General features: G+C 66.5%; 20 protein-coding genes. 13 read left to right on the forward strand and 7 right to left on the reverse strand.

From position 1 onward, the window contains the following. Positions 1–93: 93 nt before the first annotated feature. From ftsX to ftsY, 3 genes are read right to left on the reverse strand one after another with little or no spacing between them, the layout of a single operon-like run. Positions 94–1104 carry a permease-like cell division protein FtsX gene (ftsX, locus tag HNP46_RS15715; RefSeq protein WP_184590503.1) on the reverse strand — a complete coding sequence of 337 codons (1011 nt, stop codon included), beginning with the start codon at positions 1102–1104 and terminating at the stop codon, positions 94–96. After that, a complete protein-coding gene (ftsE, locus tag HNP46_RS15720) occupies positions 1104–1775 on the reverse strand; it encodes a cell division ATP-binding protein FtsE (RefSeq protein WP_184590505.1) in 672 nt (223 codons plus the stop codon). Before ftsE ends, ftsX begins: the two co-directional genes overlap by 1 nt. Next, a complete protein-coding gene (ftsY, locus tag HNP46_RS15725) occupies positions 1772–3226 on the reverse strand; it encodes a signal recognition particle-docking protein FtsY (protein WP_184590507.1) in 1455 nt (484 codons plus the stop codon). Before ftsY ends, ftsE begins: the two co-directional genes overlap by 4 nt. A 192-nt stretch (positions 3227–3418) precedes the next feature. Here ftsY and HNP46_RS15730 point away from each other — a divergent pair, with 192 nt between their 5' ends. The 5 genes from HNP46_RS15730 to HNP46_RS15750 are packed head-to-tail and all read left to right on the forward strand — an operon-like array spanning position 3419 to position 8540. After that, complete coding sequence (locus tag HNP46_RS15730) at positions 3419–4789, forward strand: M16 family metallopeptidase (protein WP_184590509.1); 1371 nt, start codon at positions 3419–3421, stop codon at positions 4787–4789. Further along, positions 4782–6293, forward strand: a complete 1512-nt coding sequence (locus tag HNP46_RS15735) for a M16 family metallopeptidase (RefSeq protein ID WP_184590511.1) — start codon at positions 4782–4784, stop codon at positions 6291–6293. Before HNP46_RS15730 ends, HNP46_RS15735 begins: the two co-directional genes overlap by 8 nt. Further along, positions 6293–6904, forward strand: coding sequence for a 16S rRNA (guanine(966)-N(2))-methyltransferase RsmD (gene rsmD / locus HNP46_RS15740; protein WP_184590513.1), 612 nt, complete (start codon positions 6293–6295; stop codon positions 6902–6904). Before HNP46_RS15735 ends, rsmD begins: the two co-directional genes overlap by 1 nt. A gap of 20 nt (positions 6905–6924) precedes the next feature. After that, positions 6925–7929, forward strand: a complete 1005-nt coding sequence (gene rhuM, locus HNP46_RS15745) for a virulence protein RhuM/Fic/DOC family protein (protein ID WP_184590515.1) — start codon at positions 6925–6927, stop codon at positions 7927–7929. Between the two features lie 47 nt (positions 7930–7976). Beyond that, on the forward strand, positions 7977–8540 hold the full coding sequence (locus HNP46_RS15750) for a hypothetical protein (protein WP_184590517.1): 564 nt from the start codon (positions 7977–7979) through the stop codon (positions 8538–8540). Positions 8541–8546: 6 nt separating this feature from the next. Here the strand turns inward: HNP46_RS15750 and HNP46_RS15755 are convergent, their stop codons facing one another. Further along, entirely contained in the window at positions 8547–9533 is a 987-nt protein-coding gene (locus HNP46_RS15755) for a tetratricopeptide repeat protein (RefSeq protein WP_184590519.1), read from the reverse strand. Between the two features lie 76 nt (positions 9534–9609). Next, a complete protein-coding gene (locus HNP46_RS15760) occupies positions 9610–9963 on the reverse strand; it encodes a hypothetical protein (protein WP_184590520.1) in 354 nt (117 codons plus the stop codon). Between the two features lie 108 nt (positions 9964–10071). Between HNP46_RS15760 and HNP46_RS15765 the strand changes: the two genes are divergently transcribed. Together HNP46_RS15765 and HNP46_RS15770 are read left to right on the forward strand one after the other, a co-directional pair. Continuing rightward, a complete protein-coding gene (locus HNP46_RS15765; protein ID WP_184590523.1) occupies positions 10072–11067 on the forward strand; it encodes a hydrolase in 996 nt (331 codons plus the stop codon). Between the two features lie 82 nt (positions 11068–11149). Further along, positions 11150–11566 (forward strand): GNAT family N-acetyltransferase, encoded by a 417-nt coding sequence (locus HNP46_RS15770; protein WP_184590525.1) that lies wholly within the window; start codon positions 11150–11152, stop codon positions 11564–11566. Between the two features lie 133 nt (positions 11567–11699). On the opposite strand, the gene HNP46_RS15775 is transcribed toward HNP46_RS15770, so the two are convergent. Next, entirely contained in the window at positions 11700–12353 is a 654-nt protein-coding gene (locus tag HNP46_RS15775) for a TetR/AcrR family transcriptional regulator (RefSeq protein ID WP_184590527.1), read from the reverse strand. A 243-nt stretch (positions 12354–12596) separates the two neighbouring features. On the opposite strand from HNP46_RS15775, the gene HNP46_RS15780 reads away from it, so the two are divergent. The 6 genes from HNP46_RS15780 to ggt all read left to right on the forward strand — a co-directional run bounded on the left by HNP46_RS15780 (position 12597) and on the right by ggt (position 19279). Next, on the forward strand, positions 12597–14027 hold the full coding sequence (locus HNP46_RS15780) for a coniferyl aldehyde dehydrogenase (protein ID WP_184590529.1): 1431 nt from the start codon (positions 12597–12599) through the stop codon (positions 14025–14027). A gap of 33 nt (positions 14028–14060) precedes the next feature. Next, entirely contained in the window at positions 14061–14606 is a 546-nt protein-coding gene (locus tag HNP46_RS15785) for a twin-arginine translocation pathway signal protein (protein ID WP_184590531.1), read from the forward strand. Between the two features lie 54 nt (positions 14607–14660). Continuing rightward, positions 14661–16256 (forward strand): GMC family oxidoreductase, encoded by a 1596-nt coding sequence (locus HNP46_RS15790; RefSeq protein WP_184590533.1) that lies wholly within the window; start codon positions 14661–14663, stop codon positions 16254–16256. Positions 16257–16586: 330 nt separating this feature from the next. Then, positions 16587–17066, forward strand: a complete 480-nt coding sequence (gene coaD / locus HNP46_RS15795; protein ID WP_184590535.1) for a pantetheine-phosphate adenylyltransferase — start codon at positions 16587–16589, stop codon at positions 17064–17066. Positions 17067–17200: 134 nt separating this feature from the next. Next, positions 17201–17452, forward strand: coding sequence for a YfhL family 4Fe-4S dicluster ferredoxin (locus HNP46_RS15800; RefSeq protein WP_184590537.1), 252 nt, complete (start codon positions 17201–17203; stop codon positions 17450–17452). A 123-nt stretch (positions 17453–17575) separates the two neighbouring features. Continuing rightward, positions 17576–19279, forward strand: a complete 1704-nt coding sequence (ggt, locus tag HNP46_RS15805; protein ID WP_184590539.1) for a gamma-glutamyltransferase — start codon at positions 17576–17578, stop codon at positions 19277–19279. Here ggt and HNP46_RS15810 read toward each other — a convergent pair whose 3' ends face one another. Next, the gene (locus HNP46_RS15810; RefSeq protein ID WP_184590541.1) at positions 19280–21127 is read right to left on the reverse strand and encodes a Na/Pi cotransporter family protein; all 1848 of its coding nucleotides are present in this window, start codon (positions 21125–21127) and stop codon (positions 19280–19282) included. Positions 21128–21170 lie beyond the last annotated feature (43 nt).

Genomic DNA, 21170 nt, shown 5'->3' on the forward strand with positions numbered 1-21170 from the left:
CGAAACTCGCGCAGTGTAGCACTGCGAAATCTGACTGCAAGCGGGTGTAAAAGTTCCTTTACACCCACTTAACCCCAGTAAAATCAGGGGGTTTCAGCGCGGCGCCAACTCGCGCAGGTGGCGCGCCACGGCCAGCCAGGCGCCGATCCAGCCCAGCAGCACGGCGCCCACGGTGAGCGACAGGCCGTCGCCGACCGGTACGCCCGCCAGTCCGAAATCACTGCCATAGAGCCCGGCCAGGTTGACCACCGAGCTGTTCAGCCAGTCCAGCCCGAAGGCCAGCAGGGCCCAGGACAGGACGCCCGCGCCCAGGCCGTACAGCGCGCCCATATAAAGGAAGGGGCGGCGCACGTAACCGTCCGTCCCGCCGACCAGCTTGATGACTTCGATTTCGTTACGGCGGTTTTCGATGTGCAGGCGGATGGTGTTGCCGATCACCAGCAGCAGGGTCAGTACCAGCAGGAGGGTCAGACCGAAGACGAAGCGGTCGCCCAGCTTGAGGATCGCCGACAGCCGTTCGACCCACACCAGGTCCAGCTGCGCCTGTTGTACACCTGGCAACTCGGACAACCTTTGACGCAAGGCATCCAGCTGGGCCTTGTCGATCTGCTTGGGCGTCACCGAGATCACCGCCGGCAGCGGGTTGTCAGGCAATTCCTTCAGCGCTTCGCCGAGGCCGGACTGTTCCTGCAGCTCTTTCAGCGCATCGTCGCGGCTGATCAGCTGCGCCTCGATCACATCGGGCATCTTCTCGATCTGTTCGCGCAGGTCCTGGCCCTGGGCCTCGCTGGCCTTGAGGTCGAGGAACAGGGAAATCTGCGCGGCGCGCTGCCAGGAGCCACCGAGGCGCTCGACGTTGTTCAGCAGCAGCGACAGGCCCATGGGCAGGCTCAGGGTGATGCCCATCACCAGGCAGGTGAAGAAGCTGCCGAACGGATGGCTAACCAGGCGGTGCAGGCTGTCCATCAGGCTGGCGCGGTGGTTTTCCACATAGGCCGAGAGGGAGGCGCTGTGATCCTGGTGTTCGTTGTCGTCCGGGCGCTCGCGGGTGTTGCGCGTCGGGGTGCCTTCTTCCTCGCCGCGCGGCAGGTCATTGGCGCTCATCAGGCGTTCTCCTCACGGTCGGCGATGATGCGGCCGCGCTGCAGGGTGATCATCCGGTGGCGCATGCGTGCGATCAGCGCCAGGTCGTGGCTGGCGATCAGCACGGTGGTGCCCAGGCGGTTGATGTCTTCGAACACCGACATGATTTCCGAGGCCAGGCGCGGGTCGAGGTTACCGGTGGGTTCGTCGGCGAGCAGCAGGGCCGGACGGTGCACCACCGCGCGGGCGATGCCGACGCGCTGCTGCTGGCCGGTGGAGAGGTCGGACGGGCGGTCTTCGGCCTTCTCTTTCAGGTTGACCCGTTCCAGCGCCGCTTCGACGCGGTAGGCGATGTCCGCCTTGGGCAGCCCGAGGATCTGCATCGGCAGGGCGACGTTGTCGAACACGCTGCGATCGTCCAGCAACTGGTGGTTCTGGAACACCACGCCGATCTGCCGGCGCAGGAAGGGAATCTGCGCGGTGGAGATGCGCGAGACGTCCTGCCCGCCGAGCAGCAGCTTGCCGGAGGTGGGTCGCTCCATCGCCAGAATCAGGCGCAGCAGGGTGCTCTTGCCCGCGCCGGAGTGGCCGGTGACGAACATGATCTCGCCGCGCGGCACGCGGAACGAAATCTCGTGCAGGCCGACATGGCCGTTGGAATAGCGTTTGCCAACCTGCTCGAAACGGATCATGCGATTTCCCGGGTCTCGAAGAGTGCACGGACGAAAGCGTCGGCCTCGAAGGTTCGAAGATCGTCGATCCCCTCGCCGACACCGATGTAGCGGATCGGCAGGCCGAACTGCTTGGCCAGGGCGAAGATCACCCCGCCCTTGGCGGTGCCGTCCAGTTTGGTCAGGGCCAGGCCGGTGAGTTCCACGGCGTTGTTGAACTGCTTGGCCTGGTTGATGGCGTTCTGCCCGGTGCCGGCGTCCAGCACCAGCAGGACTTCGTGGGGAGCCGTCTCGTCCAGCTTGCCGATCACCCGGCGCACCTTCTTCAGCTCTTCCATCAGGTTGTCCTTGGTGTGCAGGCGACCGGCGGTGTCGGCGATCAGCACGTCCACGCCACGGGCTTTGGCGGCCTGCACGGCGTCGAAGATCACCGAGGCGGAATCGGCACCGGTGTGCTGGGCGATCACCGCAATGTTGTTGCGCTCACCCCAGACCTGCAGCTGCTCGACGGCGGCGGCACGGAAGGTGTCGCCGGCGGCCAGCATGACTTTCTTGCCATCGAGCTGCAGCTTCTTGGCCAGCTTGCCGATGGTGGTGGTCTTGCCGACACCGTTCACGCCGACCACGAGAATCACGTAGGGCTGCTTGTCGGCGGTGATGGTCAGCGGCTGCTCGACGGGACGCAGCAGGCCGGCCAGCTCTTCCTGCAGGGCCTTGTACAGCGCTTCGCTGTCGGCCAGTTCCTTGCGCGCGACGCGCTTGGTCAGGTTCTGCACGATGGTGGTGGTGGCCTCGACACCGACGTCGGCGGTCAGCAGGCGGGTCTCGATCTCGTCGAGCAGGTCGTCGTCGATGGCCTTCTTGCCCAGGAACAGGCTGGCCATGCCTTCGCCCAGGCTGGCGCTGGTCTTCGACAGGCCCTGCTTGAGGCGGGCGAAGAAGCCCGGCTTGGAGGGCTCGGCGGCAGCGGGCTTGGCTGGCGGCTCAGGCTGCGCAACGGGTTCGGGTTGCGGCTCAGGCTGGGCGACCACCGGCGCTTCGGCGACCGGTTCGGGCTGGACGGGCCGCGCAACGGGAGCAGGTGCGGGCTCCAACGGTTGCGGAATTGGCTGCGCTTCGACCGGCTGGATAACGGGCTGAGGCGCTTCGGCAACGACCGGTGGCGGAGCGGGCTGCGGCTCCGGTTCAGGTTGCGGAGCGGGCTGCACCAGCGGCTCCACCGGCACACTGACCGGTACTACATCGATCACCGGCTCAGGCGTCGGCTCGGCGCGCGGCGCTACCGGTTCGGCCTGGGCAGCAGGAGCCTGCTCGGGGGCGGCAACCGGTTCGGCGGCAGCAGGCTGCTCGACCTGCGGCTCGGTTTCGGCGGCGGGCTGCTCCGGGGTCTGCGGCTTCTTGCGCAGCCAGCCGAACAGACCTTTCTTCTCCCCGGCTGGCGGGGCCTTCTTGTCGTCGTTGGAACCAAACATGTAGGGATCGAATCTCTAGGGGACGCCACGAAAGACTGGCAGCAAAAAAGCCTCGAAACAGCTTTGCGAAGCCCAGAACATGGCCGCCCGGAAAACGGATGGGTATCCTAGCATCTCCTCGCCCGCCGGGGTTAAGAGGCTGGCCGCCAGCCTGAATAGACCCCGCGGACAGCCCGAAAGGTTCAGTCCACGATGAAAACCCTTGCACGCCGCCACGCCGGCCTGCTGCTCGGTTCCCTGTTGCTGCCGCTGATGGCCAGCGCCGCGGAACCACAGCCCACCCACGAATACACCCTGGACAACGGCCTGAAGGTCGTGGTCCGCGAGGACCACCGCGCCCCCGTGGTGGTCTCCCAGCTCTGGTACAAGGTCGGCTCCAGCTACGAAACGCCCGGCCTCACCGGCCTCTCCCATGCCCTGGAGCACATGATGTTCAAGGGCAGCCGCAAGCTCGGCCCCGGCCAGGCATCCCTGGTGCTGCGCGACCTGGGTGCGGAAGAGAACGCCTTCACCACCGACGACTACACCGCCTATTACCAGGTGCTCGCCCGCGACCGCCTGCCGGTGGCGCTGGAACTGGAAGCCGACCGCATGGCGCACCTCGCCCTGCCGGCCGACCAGTTCAAGAGCGAGATCGAGGTGATCAAGGAAGAACGCCGCTTGCGCACCGAGGACAAGCCCAGCGCGCTGGCCTTCGAGCGGTTCAAGGCCGCCGCCTACCCCGCCAGCGGCTACCGCACGCCGACCATCGGCTGGATGGCCGACCTGCAGCGCATGACCATCGACGATCTGCGCCACTGGTACCAGGCCTGGTACGCGCCGAACAACGCCACCCTGGTGGTGGTCGGCGACGTGACCGGCGACGAGGTGAAGACCCTGGCCGAGAAGTACTTCGGCGAGATCCCCAAGCGCGACCTGCCCGCCGCGCGCAAGCCGCTGGAACTGGCCGAGCCGGGCGAGCGCCGCCTCAAGCTGCACGTGCGCACCCAGCTGCCCAGCCTGATCATGGGCTTCAACGTGCCGACCCTGGGCAGCAGCGATGACGCCAGGCAGATCAACGCCCTGCGCCTGGTCTCGGCGATCCTCGACGGCGGCTACAGCGCGCGCCTGTCCGCGCGCCTGGAGCGCGGCGAGGAAATCGTCGCCGGCGCCTCGGCGTCCTACGACGCCTTCTCGCGCGGCGACGGTCTGTTCTTCCTCTCGGCCACGCCCAACGTGCAGACCGGCAAGACCCTCGACCAGGTCGAGGCGGCGCTGTGGAAACAACTGGAAGACCTCAAGCAGAACCCGCCGAGCAAGGAAGAGCTGGAGCGCGTGCGCGCCCAGGTCATCGCCGGGCTGGTCTACGAACGCGACTCCATCGCCGGGCAAGCCAGCACCATCGGCGAGCTGGAAAGCGTCGGCCTCGGCTGGCGCCTGGCGGACAAGGACCTGGAAGCCATCCAGGCGGTCACTGCCGAGGATATCCAGCAAGCCGCCCGTACCTACTTCACCCGCTCCCGCCTGACCCTTGCCCAGGTCCTGCCGGAAGTCACCACCGACAAGGAGCCCAGCCATGAGTGAACGCAATGGCCTGCGCTACGGCCTGGTCGGGCTGATCGTCATCGCGCTGATCGCCGGACTGGTGCTGTTCGTTTCCCGCCCCGCCGCCGAGACTGCGGCAGCGGCGCCCGCCCCTGCGCAACCGGCTTCCGCCGAGACGGCAGCGCCCACCGGTCTGCAATCCCTCGCCGAGGCCGCCGGCAAGGCGCCCAGCCACCGCAAGCTGAACATCCAGCAATGGCAGACCGCCGAAGGCGCCCGCGTGCTCTTCGTCGAAGCCCATGAGCTGCCGATGTTCGACCTGCGCCTGACCTTCGCCGCCGGCAGCAGCCAGGACGGCGATGCCTACGGCCTGGCCATGCTGACCAACGCCATGCTCAACGAAGGCGTGCCCGGCAAGGACACCAGCGCCATCGCCGCCGGTTTCGACGACCTGGGCGCCAACTTCGGCAACGGCTCCTACCGCGACATGGCGGTAGCCAGCCTGCGCAGCCTGAGCGAGCCGAGCAAGCGCGACGCCGCCCTGGCCCTCTTCGACCAGGTGATCGGCCAGCCGACCTTCCCCGAGGACGCCCTGGCGCGCATCAAGAACCAGGTCATGGCCGGCTTCGAGTACCAGAAGCAGAACCCCGGCAAGCTGGCGGGCCTGGAGCTGTTCAAGCGGCTCTACGGCGACCATCCGTATGCGCACTCCAGCGATGGCAACGAGAAATCCGTGCCGAAGATCAGCGTCGCCCAGCTGCGCGCCTTCCACCAGAAGGCCTACGCCGCGGGCAACGTGGTCATCGCGCTGGTCGGCGATCTGACCCGCGAGCAGGCCGAAGCCATCGCCAATAGTGTCTCCAGATCCCTGCCCAAGGGCCCCGCCCTGCCGGCGCCGGGCGAGCCGCAGACGCCCAAGGCCGGCGTCACCCACATCGAGTTCCCGTCCAAGCAGACGCAGATCATGCTGGCGCAGCTGGGCATCACCCGGAACGACCCGGACTACGCCGCGCTCTACCTGGGCAACCAAATCCTCGGCGGCGGCGGCTTCGGCACCCACCTGATGGACCAGGTGCGCGAGAAGCGCGGCCTCACTTACGGTGTGTACTCCGGCTTCACCGGCATGCAGTCGCGCGGGCCGTTCACCATCGGCCTGCAGACCCGCGCAGAGATGAGCGAAGGCACCCTCAAGCTGGTCCAGGACATCGTTCGTGACTACCTCGACAAGGGCCCGACGCCGAAGGAGTTGGACGACGCCAAGCGCGAACTGGCCGGCAGCTTCCCGCTGTCCACCGCGAGCAACGCCGACATCGTCGGCCAACTGGGCGCCATCGGCTTCTACAACCTGCCGCTGGACTACCTGGAGACCTTCCTCAGCCAGGTCCAGGGCCTGAGCGTGGAGCAGGTGAAGGAGGCCATGCGCCGCCACCTCGATCCGGACGCTTTCGTCATCGTCACCGCCGGACCCAACGTGGCGCAGCAACCGCTGCCGCCGCCCACCGACAAGCCCGCCGCGCAACCTGCCGGCGTACCGGAGCACTGATGAGCAAACGACCCGGCGGCGCCCCGCGCGCCGCACAGAAGCCCCACGGCGGCCAGGGCCAGCTGCGCATCATCGGCGGCGAATGGCGCAGCCGGCGCTTCGCCTTCCCCGACGGCCCGGGCCTGCGCCCGACCCCGGACCGGGTGCGTGAGACGCTGTTCAACTGGCTCGCGCCCTATGTGCCCGGCGCGCGCGTGCTCGATCCGTTCGCCGGCAGCGGCGCGCTGTTCCTGGAGGCACTGTCCCGTGGCGCCAGCCTGGGCCTCGCGCTGGACACCAACGGCGAAGCCGTGGCCGCCCTGCGCGCCACCCTCGACACGCTCAAGTGCGGCAACGGCCAGCTGCTGATGACCGACTCGCTGCGCTACCTCGACACCCCGGCCTCCCAGACCTTCGACCTGGTCTTCCTCGACCCGCCGTTCCACCAGGACCTGCTGCAGAACACCTGCCGCCTGCTGGAAGAACGCGGCTGGCTGGCCCAGGACGCCTGGGTCTACACCGAGAGCGAAGCCGTTCCCTCCAGCCTCGGCCTGCCGGGCAACTGGCGGCTGCATCGGGAGAAGAAGGCGGGTTCGGTGCATTACGCGTTATGGCAGCGGGAAGCATCCTGATTCGGAAGGAGCAATCTCAGATGGATCATGAGATAGAAAGATCAATCCTGCTGTACCAGACAGAAAGCGGACGTCCTGCAGTAGAAGTTCTGCTCGAAAAAGAAACGCTTTGGCTGAGCCTTCCGCAACTGGTCGAATTGTTTGGGCGGGATAAATCCGTTATTTCGCGGCACCTGAAGAACATCTTCGAGAGCGGTGAGCTGGAAAAGGAGCGAACCGTTGCAAAAAATGCAACGGTTCAATCCGAAGGTAAACGCCAAGTCGCACGCTTTACAGAGTTCTACAGCCTCGATGCCATCATCTCCGTCGGCTACCGGGTGAACTCCCGGCAAGGCACTCACTTTCGCATCTGGGCCAATCAGGTCCTCAAGGACTACTTGGTCAAAGGTTATTCCCTCAACGAACAGCGTCTTAAAGCCCAACATGCGCGCATTCGAGAGCTGGAGCGAACACTGACACTGTTCCAGGAAAACCTGATCGACCAGGCCAGCCTCCCGGAAGCCAAAGGGCTGGTCAGCGTCATCGCGGGCTATGCGCGGACCTTCGTGCTGCTTAACCAGTTCGACAGCGAACGCCTTCCCAGCGATGGATTCAATGAGGACATCCGCTACGCCATCGAACCTGACGAAGCCAATAGCGCGATTGCCGCACTGAAGGACGATCTGCTGGCCCGAAGCGAAGCCAGCGACCTGTTCGGCCGGCCCAAGGACGATAGTTTCCTCGGCGTGCTGGGTAACGTCACTCAGTCCTTCGGCGGCCAGTTCCTATACCCAAGCATCGAGGAGCAAGCGGCACATCTGCTGTATTTCGTCATCAAGAACCATCCATTCACCGACGGCAACAAACGCATCGGCGCCTTTCTGTTCATTTGGTTCCTGCAGCGCAACCGGCACGATCTGAAGCAGGACGGGGAGCTGAAGATCAATGACAACGCTCTGGCGGCCATCGCCCTGCTGGTGGCGCAAAGCGACCCGGCGCAGAAAGAACTGATGATCCACCTGATCATGAACCTGATCCGGAACTGATCGATACAAAGCGTCCCCACTCACTGGCAGCAATGGACGTCTGAACCATGACCACCACCTCACTCGCGATCCGCGAACAACTGCTGGCGCTGGAAGAACGCTGTTTCGAGCAGCCGGCCAGCGACTGGGCCGGCGAGATCGCCTTGCCCGCCGGGCTGGAGCGCTTCTACCGGGAAGTCGGCCCGTGCGATTGCACCCTGGATACCGCCGGCAACCCGTTCTTCATCCCTTCGCTGGCGAAACTGTGGAAGCAGCAGGCCGGCTACCGCTGGCACGGCCTGACGGGCGAGCGCCTGGAGGGCTGGAAAGAGGACTGGATCGTGGTGGCGGATCAGGGCGCCGATCCGTTCATCCTCGAATGCTCCAGCGGTCGAATCCTTTTCGACCAGCATGGCGGCCCCTGGGACCCGGCGCCGATGTTCGATGATCTGTGGCAGATGACTGCCTGCCTCGCCACCTTCGGCCGGATCTGGCGCGGAGCCGGCGAGGACATCTTCGCCGAGGATTACAGCGTCAACCCGCTCTACCGCCGCGAGCTGATCGGCGAGCTGACGCAGGTACTGGGCGACGCCCGCCGCGCGGAAGACCTGGCTGACGAGTTCGGCTGGTAGCGAGCCTTACTGACTCGCCGGCTGCGCAGCCTGCACTTCTTCCACCGCACTGGCATCCACGGCTTCCGGCTCAGGCTCGGTGCTCTCCACGCCACGGTTGGCGTGGCGGCGATCCGCGGCGCCGGAGCAATCGGTAGTGCCGGACAGCTCGCCATCCAGCGCGGCGTGGGTCCAGTTTTCCAGGCGGGTGTACCAGGCCGCGTCCGCGGCTGTTTTCAGCCAGGCGATGGCGTCGGCGTCCTGCTGCTGCGCGGCCTTCTCCAGCCAGAGCCGCGCCTGCAGCTTGTTCATGCCGGCACCGAGACCGTTCCAGTAGGCTTCGCCGGTCTTGAACTGGGCGCGGGCATTGCCCTGGGTCGCCGCCTTGCAGAACCACTGGAAAGCCTTTTCGCGGCTGGCGGCGTAGCGGTCCAGTTGCGCCGCCTCCTCATCGGATGCAAAGGCATAGATGCCCTGCGAGTCGTCGAGGTAGAACCAGCCCAGGTTGATCTGGGCGTCCTCGCTGCCACTGGCCGCGGCGCGTTCGAACCAGCTGCCGGCCTTGACCCGGTCCTTGTCGACGCCCTCACCGCGCCAGTAGATAACGCCCATCTCGTTCTGCGCGCCGGTATCGCCCTGCTCCGCCGCCTTGGCGAACCAGCGCGCCGCTTCGGCCTTGTCCTCGGCGCCGCCGTCACCGTCGCGATAGAGCATGGCCAGCTGGATCTGCGCGCGGGCCATGCCGGCCTCGGCCGCCTTGCCCCACCATTTGCGCGCGCCGACGTAGTTCTGCTGGTGGTAGAAGTAGGCGCCGAAGTCGAACAGCGCCTGCGGCTCGCCCGTTGCGGCGGCCTGCTGCAGGCGGGTGAACTCGGCGAACAGTTCTTCGCCGCGTGGATCACTCTGCTCGGCGCTGGACGCGTCTTCGCTGAAGTCGGAAGTTGAGCCCTGCGCCCAGGCGAAGCTGGGCAAGGCCAGGGTGAGAGCGGAGAGGAACAGCCAGCGGCTGAACATAGGGGACGATCCTCATGTCGGTTGAATCGATCGGCCTTCCGGGCCGACTCCTTGATGATCCGGGTGCAGCAAGCCTTCAGATGGACTTGCCGATATCGACGGTGCTGGTGCGCACCAGTTCCACGCCATCGACCACCATCTTCCATTTCCCGCCGTCCTGATAGGGCGGCTTCGAGACCTTGAAGCTTGTGCCGAACGGGCCGAAGCCCACGGTGAAGCCGTCGCTTTCATAACTCTTGATCGGCGCCTCGATGGACTTCGAGGTGCTGCCCGACACCCGCTTGTAGATGACCCGACCGTCCGCCGTGACCAGCAGGCTCATCTGCGGCGCAGTCCACAAGCCAACGTACGACTTGTGCTCCTGCGGCACCGGCTCGCCGCACGCGGCCAGCCACACAACCAGGCTCAGCGCCGCGATCCTCTTCCACATGCCATCCCCTCCTTTGCGTGGGTTTCCCGGGTAGCGATTGCACAAGGCATCCATTGGACGACCGACTTGGCGTTACTATCACGTCTCGTCAGCCCCATTCGATCCGTGATGACTATACCCTCCCCGTTCAAACCCGCCTGGTGGCTCCCCGGCCCGCACCTGCAGACACTCTACGGCTCACTGCTGCGCAAGGCGCCCAGTCTTGAACGCAGCCGCGAGCGCCTGTGGCTGGAAGATGGCGACTTCATCGACCTCGACTGGCACGGACCGCACGAGGCGGAGGCGCCGCTGGTGCTGGCCCTGCACGGGTTGACCGGCTCGTCGTCCTCACACTACATCCTCGGCCTGCAGCAGCAACTGGCGGCGCAGGGCTGGGCCAGCGTGGCACTGAACTGGCGCGGCTGCTCGGGGGAGTCGAACCTGCTGCCGCGCGGCTATCACTCCGGCGTCAGCGAGGACCTGGCCTCCGTAGTCGCCCACGTCCGCGCCCAGCGGCCGATGGCGCCGCTCTACGCGGTGGGCTACTCGCTGGGCGGCAATGTGCTGCTCAAGTACCTGGGCGAAGCCTCGGAGAGCTGCGCGCTGAAGGGCGCTGTCGCGGTGTCTGTGCCGTTTCGCCTGGACCAGTGCGCCGACCGGATCGGCATCGGCTTCTCCAGGGTCTACCAGGCGCACTTCATGCGCGAGCTGGTGGCCTACGTGCAGACCAAGCGCCAGGCCTTCGCCCGCGCCGGCCATGCGGAAAACCTCGCCGCGCTGGAACGCCTCGGGCCGCTGGACGGCATGCGCACCTTCTGGGACTTCGACGACCGGGTGACCGCGCCGCTGCACGGTTTCGCCGACGTCCACGACTACTACCGGCGCGCCTCCAGCCGCTATTACCTGGGCGGCATCCGCGTGCCGACGCTGATCATCCAGTCCAGCGACGATCCGTTCATCCACGCCCACAGCGTACCGCAGCCGGACGAACTGTCCGCCTCGACGCAGATGGAGCTATTGCCCCATGGCGGTCATGTCGGCTTCATCGGTGGTACGCCCAAGCACCCGGACTACTATCTGGAGCGCCGCATCCCGCAGTGGCTGCGCGAACGGCGGGAAGCCTGACTGCGCTGGGTCAGCCACTGGACGTGGGAATGAGGCAGACTGGAACTGCACCCGGAAGGAAACGCCAGGAAGGAGCGCCGCCATGCACGACACGCCGCTGACGATTCTGCACAACGAACCCCTGAGCGATGCCCAGTGCGCGGGCATTGCCGCGCTGTACCGCGCCGTGGGTTGGGGCTCGCCCGGCACCCCGGCGGAGCTGCGCGATCTCTACGAGTTCTCCAGCTACTTCCTGCTGGCCCTGGACGGCGAGCAGGTGGTCGGTCTGCTGCGCGCGGAGAGCGAGACGGCACAGACCACGTGGCTTGCGGAAATCGCCGTGCTGCCGGGTTTCCAGTCCCGCGGGATCGGTCTTGCGCTGATGGCGCGCTTCCTCGCCGATCACCCCAACCGCACGCTCTATACCGATGCCACCGAGGGCGTGGAGGAGTTCTTCCTGCGCCACGGCATCGCCCTGCGCCGGCCGCGGGTGCCGGGGCCGCGCGAGGTGGATGCCTAAGGCCTAAGCTGCAGCAAGAGCCCCCTCACCCCAGCCCTCTCCCAAAGGGGGAGGGCTGGGGTGAGGGACGCAGACCTGCGCAGAAGTTGGGCGTAGAGCGCATAACCGCTCAAGGTTATCCGCCGAGTGAGGATCAGCCCTCCAGCGGCACATACATCCGATCAAATACCGCCGCCACCGCCTCGCGGAACGGCTCGGCGATATGACCGCTCTCCAGCGCCAGCACCTGGTAGATGCCGCGGCGCATCAGCGCCTCGCTGAGATCATTGGCCACTTCGCGGGTGGTGCACAGGTAGCGCACCCAGGAGGTGAGGATGATCCAGGCGTTGAGCACCAGGGCTTCGAGCTGGGGTTCGTCCATCCGCAGGATGCCGGCGTCGACGAAGCCCTGGTAGATCGCCTTGGCGTTGTCCATGGCACGGCGGGCAAAGGCGCGGTAGGCGGCGGCCAGCTCCGGGTCGGAATCCAGCAGGTGCTCCAGGTCGCGGTGCAGGAAGCGGTAGTGCCACATCGCGGCGAGCAGCGCTTCCAGGTAGAAGGTCTTGTCCTCCACCGTCAGCGCGCGACCTTCGGGCAGGTGCAGGAACTGGTCGACGTGGCTTTCGTACTCGGCGAACAGCTGGGCGATGATCACCTGCTTGTTGCGGTAGTGGTAGTACAGGTTGCCCGGCGAGATGCCCAGGTGCGCGGCGATGTGGTTGGTGGTGACGCTGCGCTCGCCCTGGGCGTTGAACAGCTCAAGGCTCGCCTGGGCGATGCGGTCGCGGGTGTTGATGCGTGGTGCCATTGCCAGAACTCATCGAAGCGGATTGCGCGGACGCAAAGGGTCACCGATTGCTACCACCTGACACAACTGTCGGCCTCGCCCAACTTTTCGTTGGCTGGGCCTGGCGGCGCGGAACCGGCATGCTGATTGACACTCTAGAGCAATTGCTCTAAAAAACCAGCGACAAGATAAAAACGCGAGGCATCCGGATTCGTCCGCGAATCGTCGGAGAACCTCCCCACCCGCTTCCGTCAGGAGCCCGTCATGGTCGCCGATATCGCCTACCTGCAGCAGACCCAGCAGCAGATCAGCCAGCTGGAAACCCTTCTCGAACGCCAGCGCCAGGCTTACCGCGCCAACCCGATGCCCGAGGCCGGCCAGCGCATCCAGTGGCTGAGGAGCCTCGCCAACCTGCTGGTGACCGAGCAGCAAGCGATCATCGACGCGATCAACGCCGACTTCAGCAACCGCTCGGCCGACGAGACCCTGCTCGCCGAGGTGCTGCCCAGCCTGCACGGCGTGCACTACGCGACCAAGCGCGTGAAGAAGTGGATGAAGCCCTCGCGCCGCTCGGTGGGCATGCAGTTCATGCCGGCCTCGGCCAAGGTCATCTACCAGCCGCTGGGCGTGGTCGGCGTGATCGTGCCGTGGAACTACCCGCTGTTCCTCGCCATCGGCCCGCTGACCGGCGCCCTGGCCGCCGGCAACCGGGTGATGATCAAGATGAGCGAATCCACCCCGGAATCCGCCCGCGTGCTGAAGGAGCTGCTGGGCAAGGTGTTCCCGGAAGACCTGGTCGCCGTGGTGCAGGGTGAAGTGGACGTGGGCGTAGCCTTCTCCAAGCTGCCCTTCGACCACCTGCTGTTCACCGGCGCCACCAGCGTCGGCAAGCATGTGATGCGCGCCGCCGCCGAGAACCTCACCCCGGTCACCCTGGAGCTGGGCGGCAAGTCGCCGGCCATCGTCTCCGCCAGCGTGCCGATGAAGGATGCCGCCGAGCGCATCGCCTTCGGCAAGTCGCTCAATGCCGGGCAGACCTGCGTGGCGCCGGACTACGTGCTGGTGCCGCAGAACCGCGTCGACGAATTCGTCGAAAGCTACCGTCAGGTGGTCCAGGGCTTCTTCCCGAAACTGGAGAACAACCCCGACTACACCGCGATCATCAACGAGCGCCAGCTGGCGCGCCTGAATGGTTACCTGGCCGATGCCCAAGCACGCGGCGCCAAGATCATCCCGTTGTTCCCGCAGGCCCAGGGCCGCCGACTGCCGCAGGCACTGCTGCTGAACGTGAACGATGAAATGAAGGTGATGCAGGACGAAATCTTCGGTCCGCTGCTGCCGATCATTCCCTACCAGAACCTCGACCAGGCGCTCAGCTACATCAACGAGCGCGACCGGCCGCTGGCGCTGTACTACTTCGGCTACGACAAGCGCGAGCAGGACCACGTGCTGGCCCAGACCCACTCGGGCGGCGTGTGCCTGAACGACACCCTGCTGCACGTGGCCCAGGACGACATGCCCTTCGGCGGCGTCGGCCCGTCCGGCATGGGCCACTACCACGGCCACGAAGGCTTCCTGACCTTCTCCAAGGCCAAGGGCGTGTTCAGCAAGCCGCGCTTCAACGCCGCGCGGGTGATCTACCCGCCCTACGGCAAGTCGCTGCAGAAGCTGGTGTACAAGCTGTTCATCCGCTGATCGACCCTATCCATCCAAGGTGGCATAACAAGAATGACAGACACCTCCCTGAGCGCGCCGGGACTCTCCCGGCGCGGCGTGCTCAAGATCGGCCTGCTGGGCGGGGCCTTCCTCGCCACGGCGGGCGTCACCGCCAGCCTGAGCGGCTGTTCGGCCAGCACGCCGTCCAACGGTTTTGCCGTGCTGCGTGATTCCGACATGCCGTTCCTCAAGGCGCTGATCCCGGTGATGCTGGCCGGCGCGGTGCCCGCCGAACGCATGGCCGACGCGGTGAAAGGCACTATCCAGAGCCTGGACCACAGCCTCGACCGCCTCTCTCCGGAAATGCTCAAGCTCACCGTGCAGCTGTTCGACGTGCTCGCCCTGCCGCTCACCCGCGGGCCGCTGACCGGCATCTGGGGCAGCTGGGACAACGCCAGCGCCGAGGATGTGCAGAACTTCCTGCACCGCTGGCAGAACAGCTTCATTTCCTTGCTGAAGATGGGCCACAGCTCGTTGCTGCAGCTGGTGATGATGGCCTGGTACGGCCGCCCGGAATCCTGGGGCCACTGCGGCTACCCCGGCCCGCCGAAGATCTGATGTCGCCAGATCTGATTCCGCTAGAAAAACAAGAATTCGCCTGAGAGAGACCCGATGCCCGTACCCGATCTGTTCGCCGAAGGCCTGGCCCGCGGCTGGAAAGTCCACGATGGCTCGCGCCTGGACAAGGACCTGACCCTGGAAGCCGATGTCGTCATCGTCGGCACCGGCGCCGGTGGCGGCACCACCGCCGAAACCCTCAGCGCCGCCGGCTACAAGGTGCTGCTGGTGGAAGAGGGCCCGCTCAGGACCAGCAGCGACTTCAAGATGCAGGAGTCCGACGCCTACCCCAGCCTGTACCAGGAAGGCATCGGCCGGATGAGCAAGGACGGCGCCATTACCATCCTCCAGGGCCGCGCCGTGGGCGGCACCACCCTGGTCAACTGGACCTCCAGCTTCCGCACACCCGAGCCAACGCTTGAGCACTGGGCCAAGGAGCACGGCGTGAAGGGCCACAGCGTCGCCGAGATGGCGCCCTGGTTCGAGAAGATGGAGCAGCGCCTGGGTGTCGCGCCCTGGATCATGCCGCCCAACGCCAACAACGACGTGATCCGCAACGGCTGCGAGAAGCTCGGTCTGCACTGGAAGGTCATCCCGCGCAACGTGCGTGGCTGCTGGAACCTGGGCTACTGCGGGATGGGCTGCCCGACCAACGCCAAGCAGTCGATGCTGGTGACCACCATCCCGGCCACCCTGGACAAGGGCGGCGAGCTGCTGTTCCTGGCTCGCGCCGACCGCCTGCTGCACGATGGCAGCAAGGTCAGCGGCCTGGAATGCTCGGCCATGGACGAGCGCTGCGTCGCGCCCACCGGCCGCAAGATCACCATCAAGGCCAAGCACTACGTGCTCTCTGGGGGCGGCATCAACACCCCGGCGATCCTCCTGCGCTCCAAGGCGCCGGACCCCAACGGCCGCGTCGGCCAGCGCACCTTCCTGCACGTGGTGAACTTCAGCGCGGCGACTTTCGACGAGGTGATCAACCCCTTCTACGGCGCGCCGCAGTCGATCTACTCCGACCACTTCCAGTGGGACGACGGCGCCACCGGGCGCATGTCCTACAAGCTCGAAGTGCCGCCGCTGCAGCCGGCGCTCAGCGCCACCCTGCTCGGCCGCTTCGGCGAGGACAACGCGCTGCGCATGGAACAGCTGCCGCACACCAACGTGATCCTCGCGCTGCTGCGTGACGGCTTCCACCCGGACAGCCCCGGCGGCAGCGTCAGCCTGCGCGGCGACGACACCCCGGTGGTCGACTACCCGATGACCGACTACGCCTGGGACGGCATCCGCCGCGCCTTCCACACCATGGCCGACATCCAGTTCGCCGCCGGCGCCAAGGCCGTGCTGCCGCTGCATGCCGACGCCGGCTACGTGAAGAGCGCCAAGGAAGCCCACGAGCTGATCGACGGCCTGAGCCTGGAGCTGTATCGCACCCGCCTGGGCAGCGCCCACGTGATGGGCGGCTGCGCCATGGGCGAGGACCCGAAACAGTCGGTGTGCGACAGCCTCGGCCGCCACCACCAGCTGGAGAACCTGTCGATCCACGACGGCTCGCTGTTCCCCACCAGCATCGGCGCCAACCCGCAGCTGTCGGTCTACGGCCTCACCGCGCAACTGGCCGACGGCCTGGCCAAGCGCCTGGGCCAGGCCTGATCGGGCAACCCGGGCGCCCAGCTGCCGTAGGGCGCATAACGCGCCAGCGTTATCCGCCGCTGTCTGGCTGGCGGATAACCCGTTCCGGGTTATCCGCCCTACAAATCTGCTGCTCGCTCCTCCAGGGCAGAAATCATGGAGAAGCCGGGGAAATCGCTCGCGCGCCCTCTGGCACGGGGCCTGCGCGTGACTCACCGGTCTCCTGCCGGAAAAATCCGGTAGTCCGGTTACGGAAGCACTACCAAGGTCGCTTGGCCCCACGGACATGCTGCGTTACCATCCGCCCCGCTATTGCCCAGCCTGCCAACAAGAGCCGACCAGGACGCCGCGATGAATCGAGTGCTGTACCCGGGTACCTTCGACCCCATCACCAAAGGCCATGCCGATCTGGTCGAACGCGCCTCGCGACTGTTCGACCAGGTGATCATTGCCGTCGCCGCCAGCCCCAAGAAGAACCCCCTGTTCCCGCTGGAACAACGCGTAGAGCTGGCCCGCCAGGTCACCTCGCACCTGCCCAACGTGGAAGTCGTCGGCTTCTCCTCGCTGCTCGCACACTTCGCCAAGGAGCAGAACGCCAACATCCTGCTGCGCGGCCTGCGCGCGGTGTCGGACTTCGAGTACGAATTCCAGCTGGCCAACATGAACCGCCAGCTCGCCCCCGACCTGGAAAGCATGTTCCTCACGCCGTCGGAGAAGTATTCCTTCATCTCCTCCACCCTGGTGCGCGAGATCGCAGCGCTGGGCGGCGATATCACCAAGTTCGTCCATCCCGCGGTGGCCAGCGCCCTGGCCGAGCGCTTCAAGCGCTAGTCCGCCGACCGCCAAGGACGGCGGTTTCCGTCAGTTGACTCCCTGTTCGCGTGCACTCGGCGCGCCGATACGGCACAATTTCACCATTGTTGCTACCGATCGCCATGGCTGCCGTCATGGTTGGAGTTGTTCAGATGTCCCTGATAATCACTGACGATTGCATCAACTGCGACGTCTGCGAACCCGAGTGCCCCAACGCTGCGATCTCCCAGGGCGAGGAGATCTACGTCATCGACCCGAACCTGTGCACCGAGTGTGTCGGTCACTATGACGAGCCGCAGTGCCAGCAGGTCTGCCCGGTCGACTGCATCCCCCTCGACGAAAGCAATGTCGAGAGCAAGGATCAGCTGATGGAAAAGTACAGGAAGCTCACCGGCAAGGCCTGACTTCGCGCGTTTCGACACTTTTTCATTGAGTTCTCACAAACCTGCGGCGGCCTGGATTGTCTATCCTCCACCTTCGCCCCATTTGGTTTTCCAGCCGGCAGTGCCGGCGGTTCGTGAGATGCCATGTCCCTGTTGAACTCCCGCACCCGCGCCTCCCTGCTCGGCTTCTGCAGCCTGCTGCTGCTCAGCTCTGCCCTGCAGGCCGCGGAACACCCGGCCCAGGCCAGCGTCGCCACCGCGCACCCATCGGCGACCGTGGCGGGCCTGGAGACCCTCGCCGACGGCGGTAACGCCTTCGACGCCGCCGTGGCCATCGCCGCCGCGCTGGCGGTGACCGAACCCTACGGCTCGGGCCTGGGCGGCGGCGGCTTCTTCCTGCTGCGCAAGGCCGGCAGCCCGCCGACCTACCATTTCATCGACGCCCGCGAACGTGCGCCCCTGGCTGCCCACGCGCGGATGTACGAGCGCAACGGCAAGGTCGACCCACAGCTGTCGCTCAACGGCCCGCTGGCCGCCGGCATCCCCGGCCTGCCCGCGGCCCTGGCGGACATCAGCAGCCGCTACGGGCGCAAGACCCTGGCCAATAACCTGGTGCCGGCGATCCGCCTGGCCACCGACGGCGTGTCCATCGATCGCGTCTACATCGACCGCGCGTCCTGGCGCCTGGACGCCATGCGCAAGGACAAGGAAACCGCGCGCATCTTCCTCGACCAGGGCAACCTGCCCGAGGAATACAGCCTGATGCGCCAGCCGCAGCTGGCCAACACCCTGGAGAAACTGGCGCGCTATGGCCGCATCGGCTTCTACGAAGGCGAAACCGCGCAGAAGCTGGTCGACGGCGTGCGTGCTGCCGGCGGTGTGTGGAGCCTGGAAGACCTCGCCAGCTACCGCATTGTCGAACGCCAGGCACTGCGCTACCCGCTGGCCGACGGCCGCGAACTGATCAGCGCCCCGCCGCCCTCCGCCGGCGGCGTGGCCCTGGCGCAGAGCCTGGGCATGCTGCAGCAACTGCCCTGGCAGAAAGCCCAGCCGGTGGAGCGCGCCCACTACGTGGTGGAAGTGCTGCGCCGCGCCTACCGCGACCGCGGTCTGCTGGGCGATCCGGACCGCGTGGCCAACCCGGTCAGCCAGCTGCTCGCGCCGGACTACCTGAAGCGCCTGGCCGCCGGCATCGACCCGCAGCGCGCCACGCCCAGCTCGTCCCTGCCGCCGGCGCCAGCCTGGCGCGAGGGCGACCACACCACCCACTTCGTGGTGATGGACGCCGACGGCAACGCCGTGGCCGCCACCCTGTCGGTCAACCTGCCGTTCGGCGCGGCCTTCACCGTGCCGGGTACCGGTGTACTGCTCAACGACGAGATGGACGACTTCGCCACCGACGTCAGCGGCTCCAACGCCTATGAGCTGGCCGGCAGCCAGGCCAACGCGGTGGCCGCAGGCAAGCGTCCGCTGTCGAGCATGAGCCCGAGCTTCATCGAGAGTCCCAACGAACTGGCCGCCTTCGGCACGCCGGGCGGCAGCCGGATTCCCAGCATGGTGCTGCTGGCGATGCTGGATTACCTGGACGGCAAGCCGGTGCAGCGCTGGGTGTCCTCGCCGCGCTATCACCACCAGTACCTGCCCGACGTGATCGAGCACGAACCGCGCGCCTTCAGCGCCGCCGAGATGGCCGACCTGCAACGCCGTGGCTACACGCTCCAGGATGTCGGCCGCGCCTACGGCAACCAGCAGGTGCTGTTGTGGAACAAGAAATCCGGCGAAGTGCAGTCGGCCAGCGACCCGCGCGGCATCGGCCTGGCCACCGAATTGGCGGCGCCATTGAAGTGATCAGGGCAGGATGAGCGGCGAAGCGTCTTCGTCGCTCCGCTCGAACAATCCGTGCTCGGTGCCCAGCTGCAGCACATTGCGCAGGCTCTGGATGATCCGGCTGACATAGCCCAGGTCGTTCATCAGCGAACTCATCTGCAGACCGTCCAGCTCCTGGCGGCGCACGGCGGCGAACAGGCGCTGGCGGAAGGCGGCGTCGAACTCCGCAGCGCTCTCGTCCAGCAGTTGCAGGCGAGCCGCGAGCGCTTCCTCCGGCAGCTCACCGCCGATCAGCGAACCCAGCGCACGCACCTCGCGCAGCATGCCGATCAGGTGCCGGCGCAGCTCGACATAGGCATCCCGCAACGCCGAGGGCTCGCCCTGCAGGGCCTGACCGAGGTTCTTCTGCAGGTGCTTGGCGTCCTTCACCGCGTCCACCAGCTGCAGCGCCACCACCTGGCAGGACAGCCAGAAGCGCTGGTGTTCCTCGTCCAGCGGCACTTCCAGGCGACCCATGAAGCTCAGCAGGTCGCCGTACACACCCTTGATATGGCGCTGGTAGAGCACTTCCGCACCCAGCGCATGGCGATCCGGCGCAGCACGCAACTGGTTTTCGTCGATGCGCGGCTGGTTGAGCATGTCCACCGGCAGGTACAGCGCGTGGCAGATCACCTCGATGCTCAGCCGGCCCAGGTGCCGCAGCTCCTGCAGCACCGCGCTGGCGGCGGCGTCCGCGGAATCCAGCGCACGCTCGTTGAGGTAGCGGGCGTGGGTTCGCTCGATGGTCGGCAAGGCCGGCGCCATGTCGGTGATCAGCACCGCCGGCTCCTCCACCTCGGGCAGCCAGCGCACCAGGGCGTTGGCCAGCGCCCCCTGGATCGGCCAGAACAGCGCCACGCCCATGGCGTTGAACAGCGTGTGGAATAGCGCCAGCTGGATCATCGGGTTGTCCGCCAGCCCCAGCGGCGTCACCAGGGTGTGTACCAGCCAGGTCAGCGGCGAGAGCAGCAGGAAGGCCAGCACGCCGGTCACTACGTTGAACAGCACGTGTGCCAGCGCCAGCCGCTGGCCGCTGCGGTTGCCGCCCAGGGAACCGACGAAGGCGGTGGTGACGCTGCTGCCGACATTGGAGCCGATGGCGATCGCCAGGCTCTGGCCCAGCTCCAGCTGGCCGCCGGCCAGGGCGGCGAGAGTCAGCATCAGCGTGGCGTGGCTGGACTGCAGGACCACGGTGATGAGGATGCCGAAGGTGACGAACAGCAACGCGCCAAGCATGCCTTCGGAATTCAGCTGGCTCATGTCCAGGGCGTCGCCGAAGCTCTGGAAGCCTTCCTTGATCTGGTCGATGCCCAGGAAGATGAAGGCGATGCCCAGCAGGATGCGCCCGGCGGCCTTGCTCCGGGGACCGTTGAAGCCCACCAGCACGCCGAACACCAGCAGCGGCAGCGCCAGGGGGCTCAGGCTGATGTTCTGCCCGGCCAGCGCCAGCAGCCAGATGCCGCTGGTGGCGCCCAGGTTGGCGCCGAACAGGATGGCGATACCGCCCGCCAGCTGGATCAGCCCGGTGCTGATGAAGGCGATGGTGAGCAGCGAGACCAGGGTCGAGGATTGCAGCAGGAAGGTGCCGAAGAGGCCGAACAGCAGGCTCTTGCCGCGAGTCGCGGTGCTCTTCTCCAGCCAGCGTTCCAGTTGGCTGCCGGCGAGGTCGCGCAGGCCCTCTTCCAGGCACTGCATGCCGAACAGGAACAGCGCCAGGCCCGCCCCCAACTGCAGCAGGCCGGCGCTGGACCAGAAGGTATAACCGAGGACGACCGCAACCAGCAGCAGAAGCAGCGGACGCAGATGCTTCTTCAGACCGGTCAGGTTCATGGGCTACCCGCGTGATTCACCCGGCGCAGCGGGTGGGCGAGGC

Source organism: Pseudomonas nitroreducens (assembly GCF_014204515.1).
Taxonomy (GTDB): Bacteria; Pseudomonadota; Gammaproteobacteria; order Pseudomonadales; family Pseudomonadaceae; genus Pseudomonas; species Pseudomonas nitritireducens_A.

Excerpts from the sequence above, each read along its gene's own strand:
- ftsX (WP_184590503.1), bottom strand. The coding sequence starts at position 1,104 with ATGAGCGCCAATGACCTGCCGCGCGGCGAGGAAGAAGGCACCCCGACG.
- ftsE (WP_184590505.1), bottom strand. The coding sequence starts at position 1,775 with ATGATCCGTTTCGAGCAGGTTGGCAAACGCTATTCCAACGGCCATGTC.
- ftsY (WP_184590507.1), bottom strand. The coding sequence starts at position 3,226 with ATGTTTGGTTCCAACGACGACAAGAAGGCCCCGCCAGCCGGGGAGAAG.
- HNP46_RS15730 (WP_184590509.1), top strand. The coding sequence starts at position 3,419 with ATGAAAACCCTTGCACGCCGCCACGCCGGCCTGCTGCTCGGTTCCCTG.
- HNP46_RS15735 (WP_184590511.1), top strand. The coding sequence starts at position 4,782 with ATGAGTGAACGCAATGGCCTGCGCTACGGCCTGGTCGGGCTGATCGTC.
- rsmD (WP_184590513.1), top strand. The coding sequence starts at position 6,293 with ATGAGCAAACGACCCGGCGGCGCCCCGCGCGCCGCACAGAAGCCCCAC.
- rhuM (WP_184590515.1), top strand. The coding sequence starts at position 6,925 with ATGGATCATGAGATAGAAAGATCAATCCTGCTGTACCAGACAGAAAGC.
- HNP46_RS15750 (WP_184590517.1), top strand. The coding sequence starts at position 7,977 with ATGACCACCACCTCACTCGCGATCCGCGAACAACTGCTGGCGCTGGAA.
- HNP46_RS15755 (WP_184590519.1), bottom strand. The coding sequence starts at position 9,533 with ATGTTCAGCCGCTGGCTGTTCCTCTCCGCTCTCACCCTGGCCTTGCCC.
- HNP46_RS15760 (WP_184590520.1), bottom strand. The coding sequence starts at position 9,963 with ATGTGGAAGAGGATCGCGGCGCTGAGCCTGGTTGTGTGGCTGGCCGCG.
- HNP46_RS15765 (WP_184590523.1), top strand. The coding sequence starts at position 10,072 with ATGACTATACCCTCCCCGTTCAAACCCGCCTGGTGGCTCCCCGGCCCG.
- HNP46_RS15770 (WP_184590525.1), top strand. The coding sequence starts at position 11,150 with ATGCACGACACGCCGCTGACGATTCTGCACAACGAACCCCTGAGCGAT.
- HNP46_RS15775 (WP_184590527.1), bottom strand. The coding sequence starts at position 12,353 with ATGGCACCACGCATCAACACCCGCGACCGCATCGCCCAGGCGAGCCTT.
- HNP46_RS15780 (WP_184590529.1), top strand. The coding sequence starts at position 12,597 with ATGGTCGCCGATATCGCCTACCTGCAGCAGACCCAGCAGCAGATCAGC.
- HNP46_RS15785 (WP_184590531.1), top strand. The coding sequence starts at position 14,061 with ATGACAGACACCTCCCTGAGCGCGCCGGGACTCTCCCGGCGCGGCGTG.
- HNP46_RS15790 (WP_184590533.1), top strand. The coding sequence starts at position 14,661 with ATGCCCGTACCCGATCTGTTCGCCGAAGGCCTGGCCCGCGGCTGGAAA.
- coaD (WP_184590535.1), top strand. The coding sequence starts at position 16,587 with ATGAATCGAGTGCTGTACCCGGGTACCTTCGACCCCATCACCAAAGGC.
- HNP46_RS15800 (WP_184590537.1), top strand. The coding sequence starts at position 17,201 with ATGTCCCTGATAATCACTGACGATTGCATCAACTGCGACGTCTGCGAA.
- ggt (WP_184590539.1), top strand. The coding sequence starts at position 17,576 with ATGTCCCTGTTGAACTCCCGCACCCGCGCCTCCCTGCTCGGCTTCTGC.
- HNP46_RS15810 (WP_184590541.1), bottom strand. The coding sequence starts at position 21,127 with ATGAACCTGACCGGTCTGAAGAAGCATCTGCGTCCGCTGCTTCTGCTG.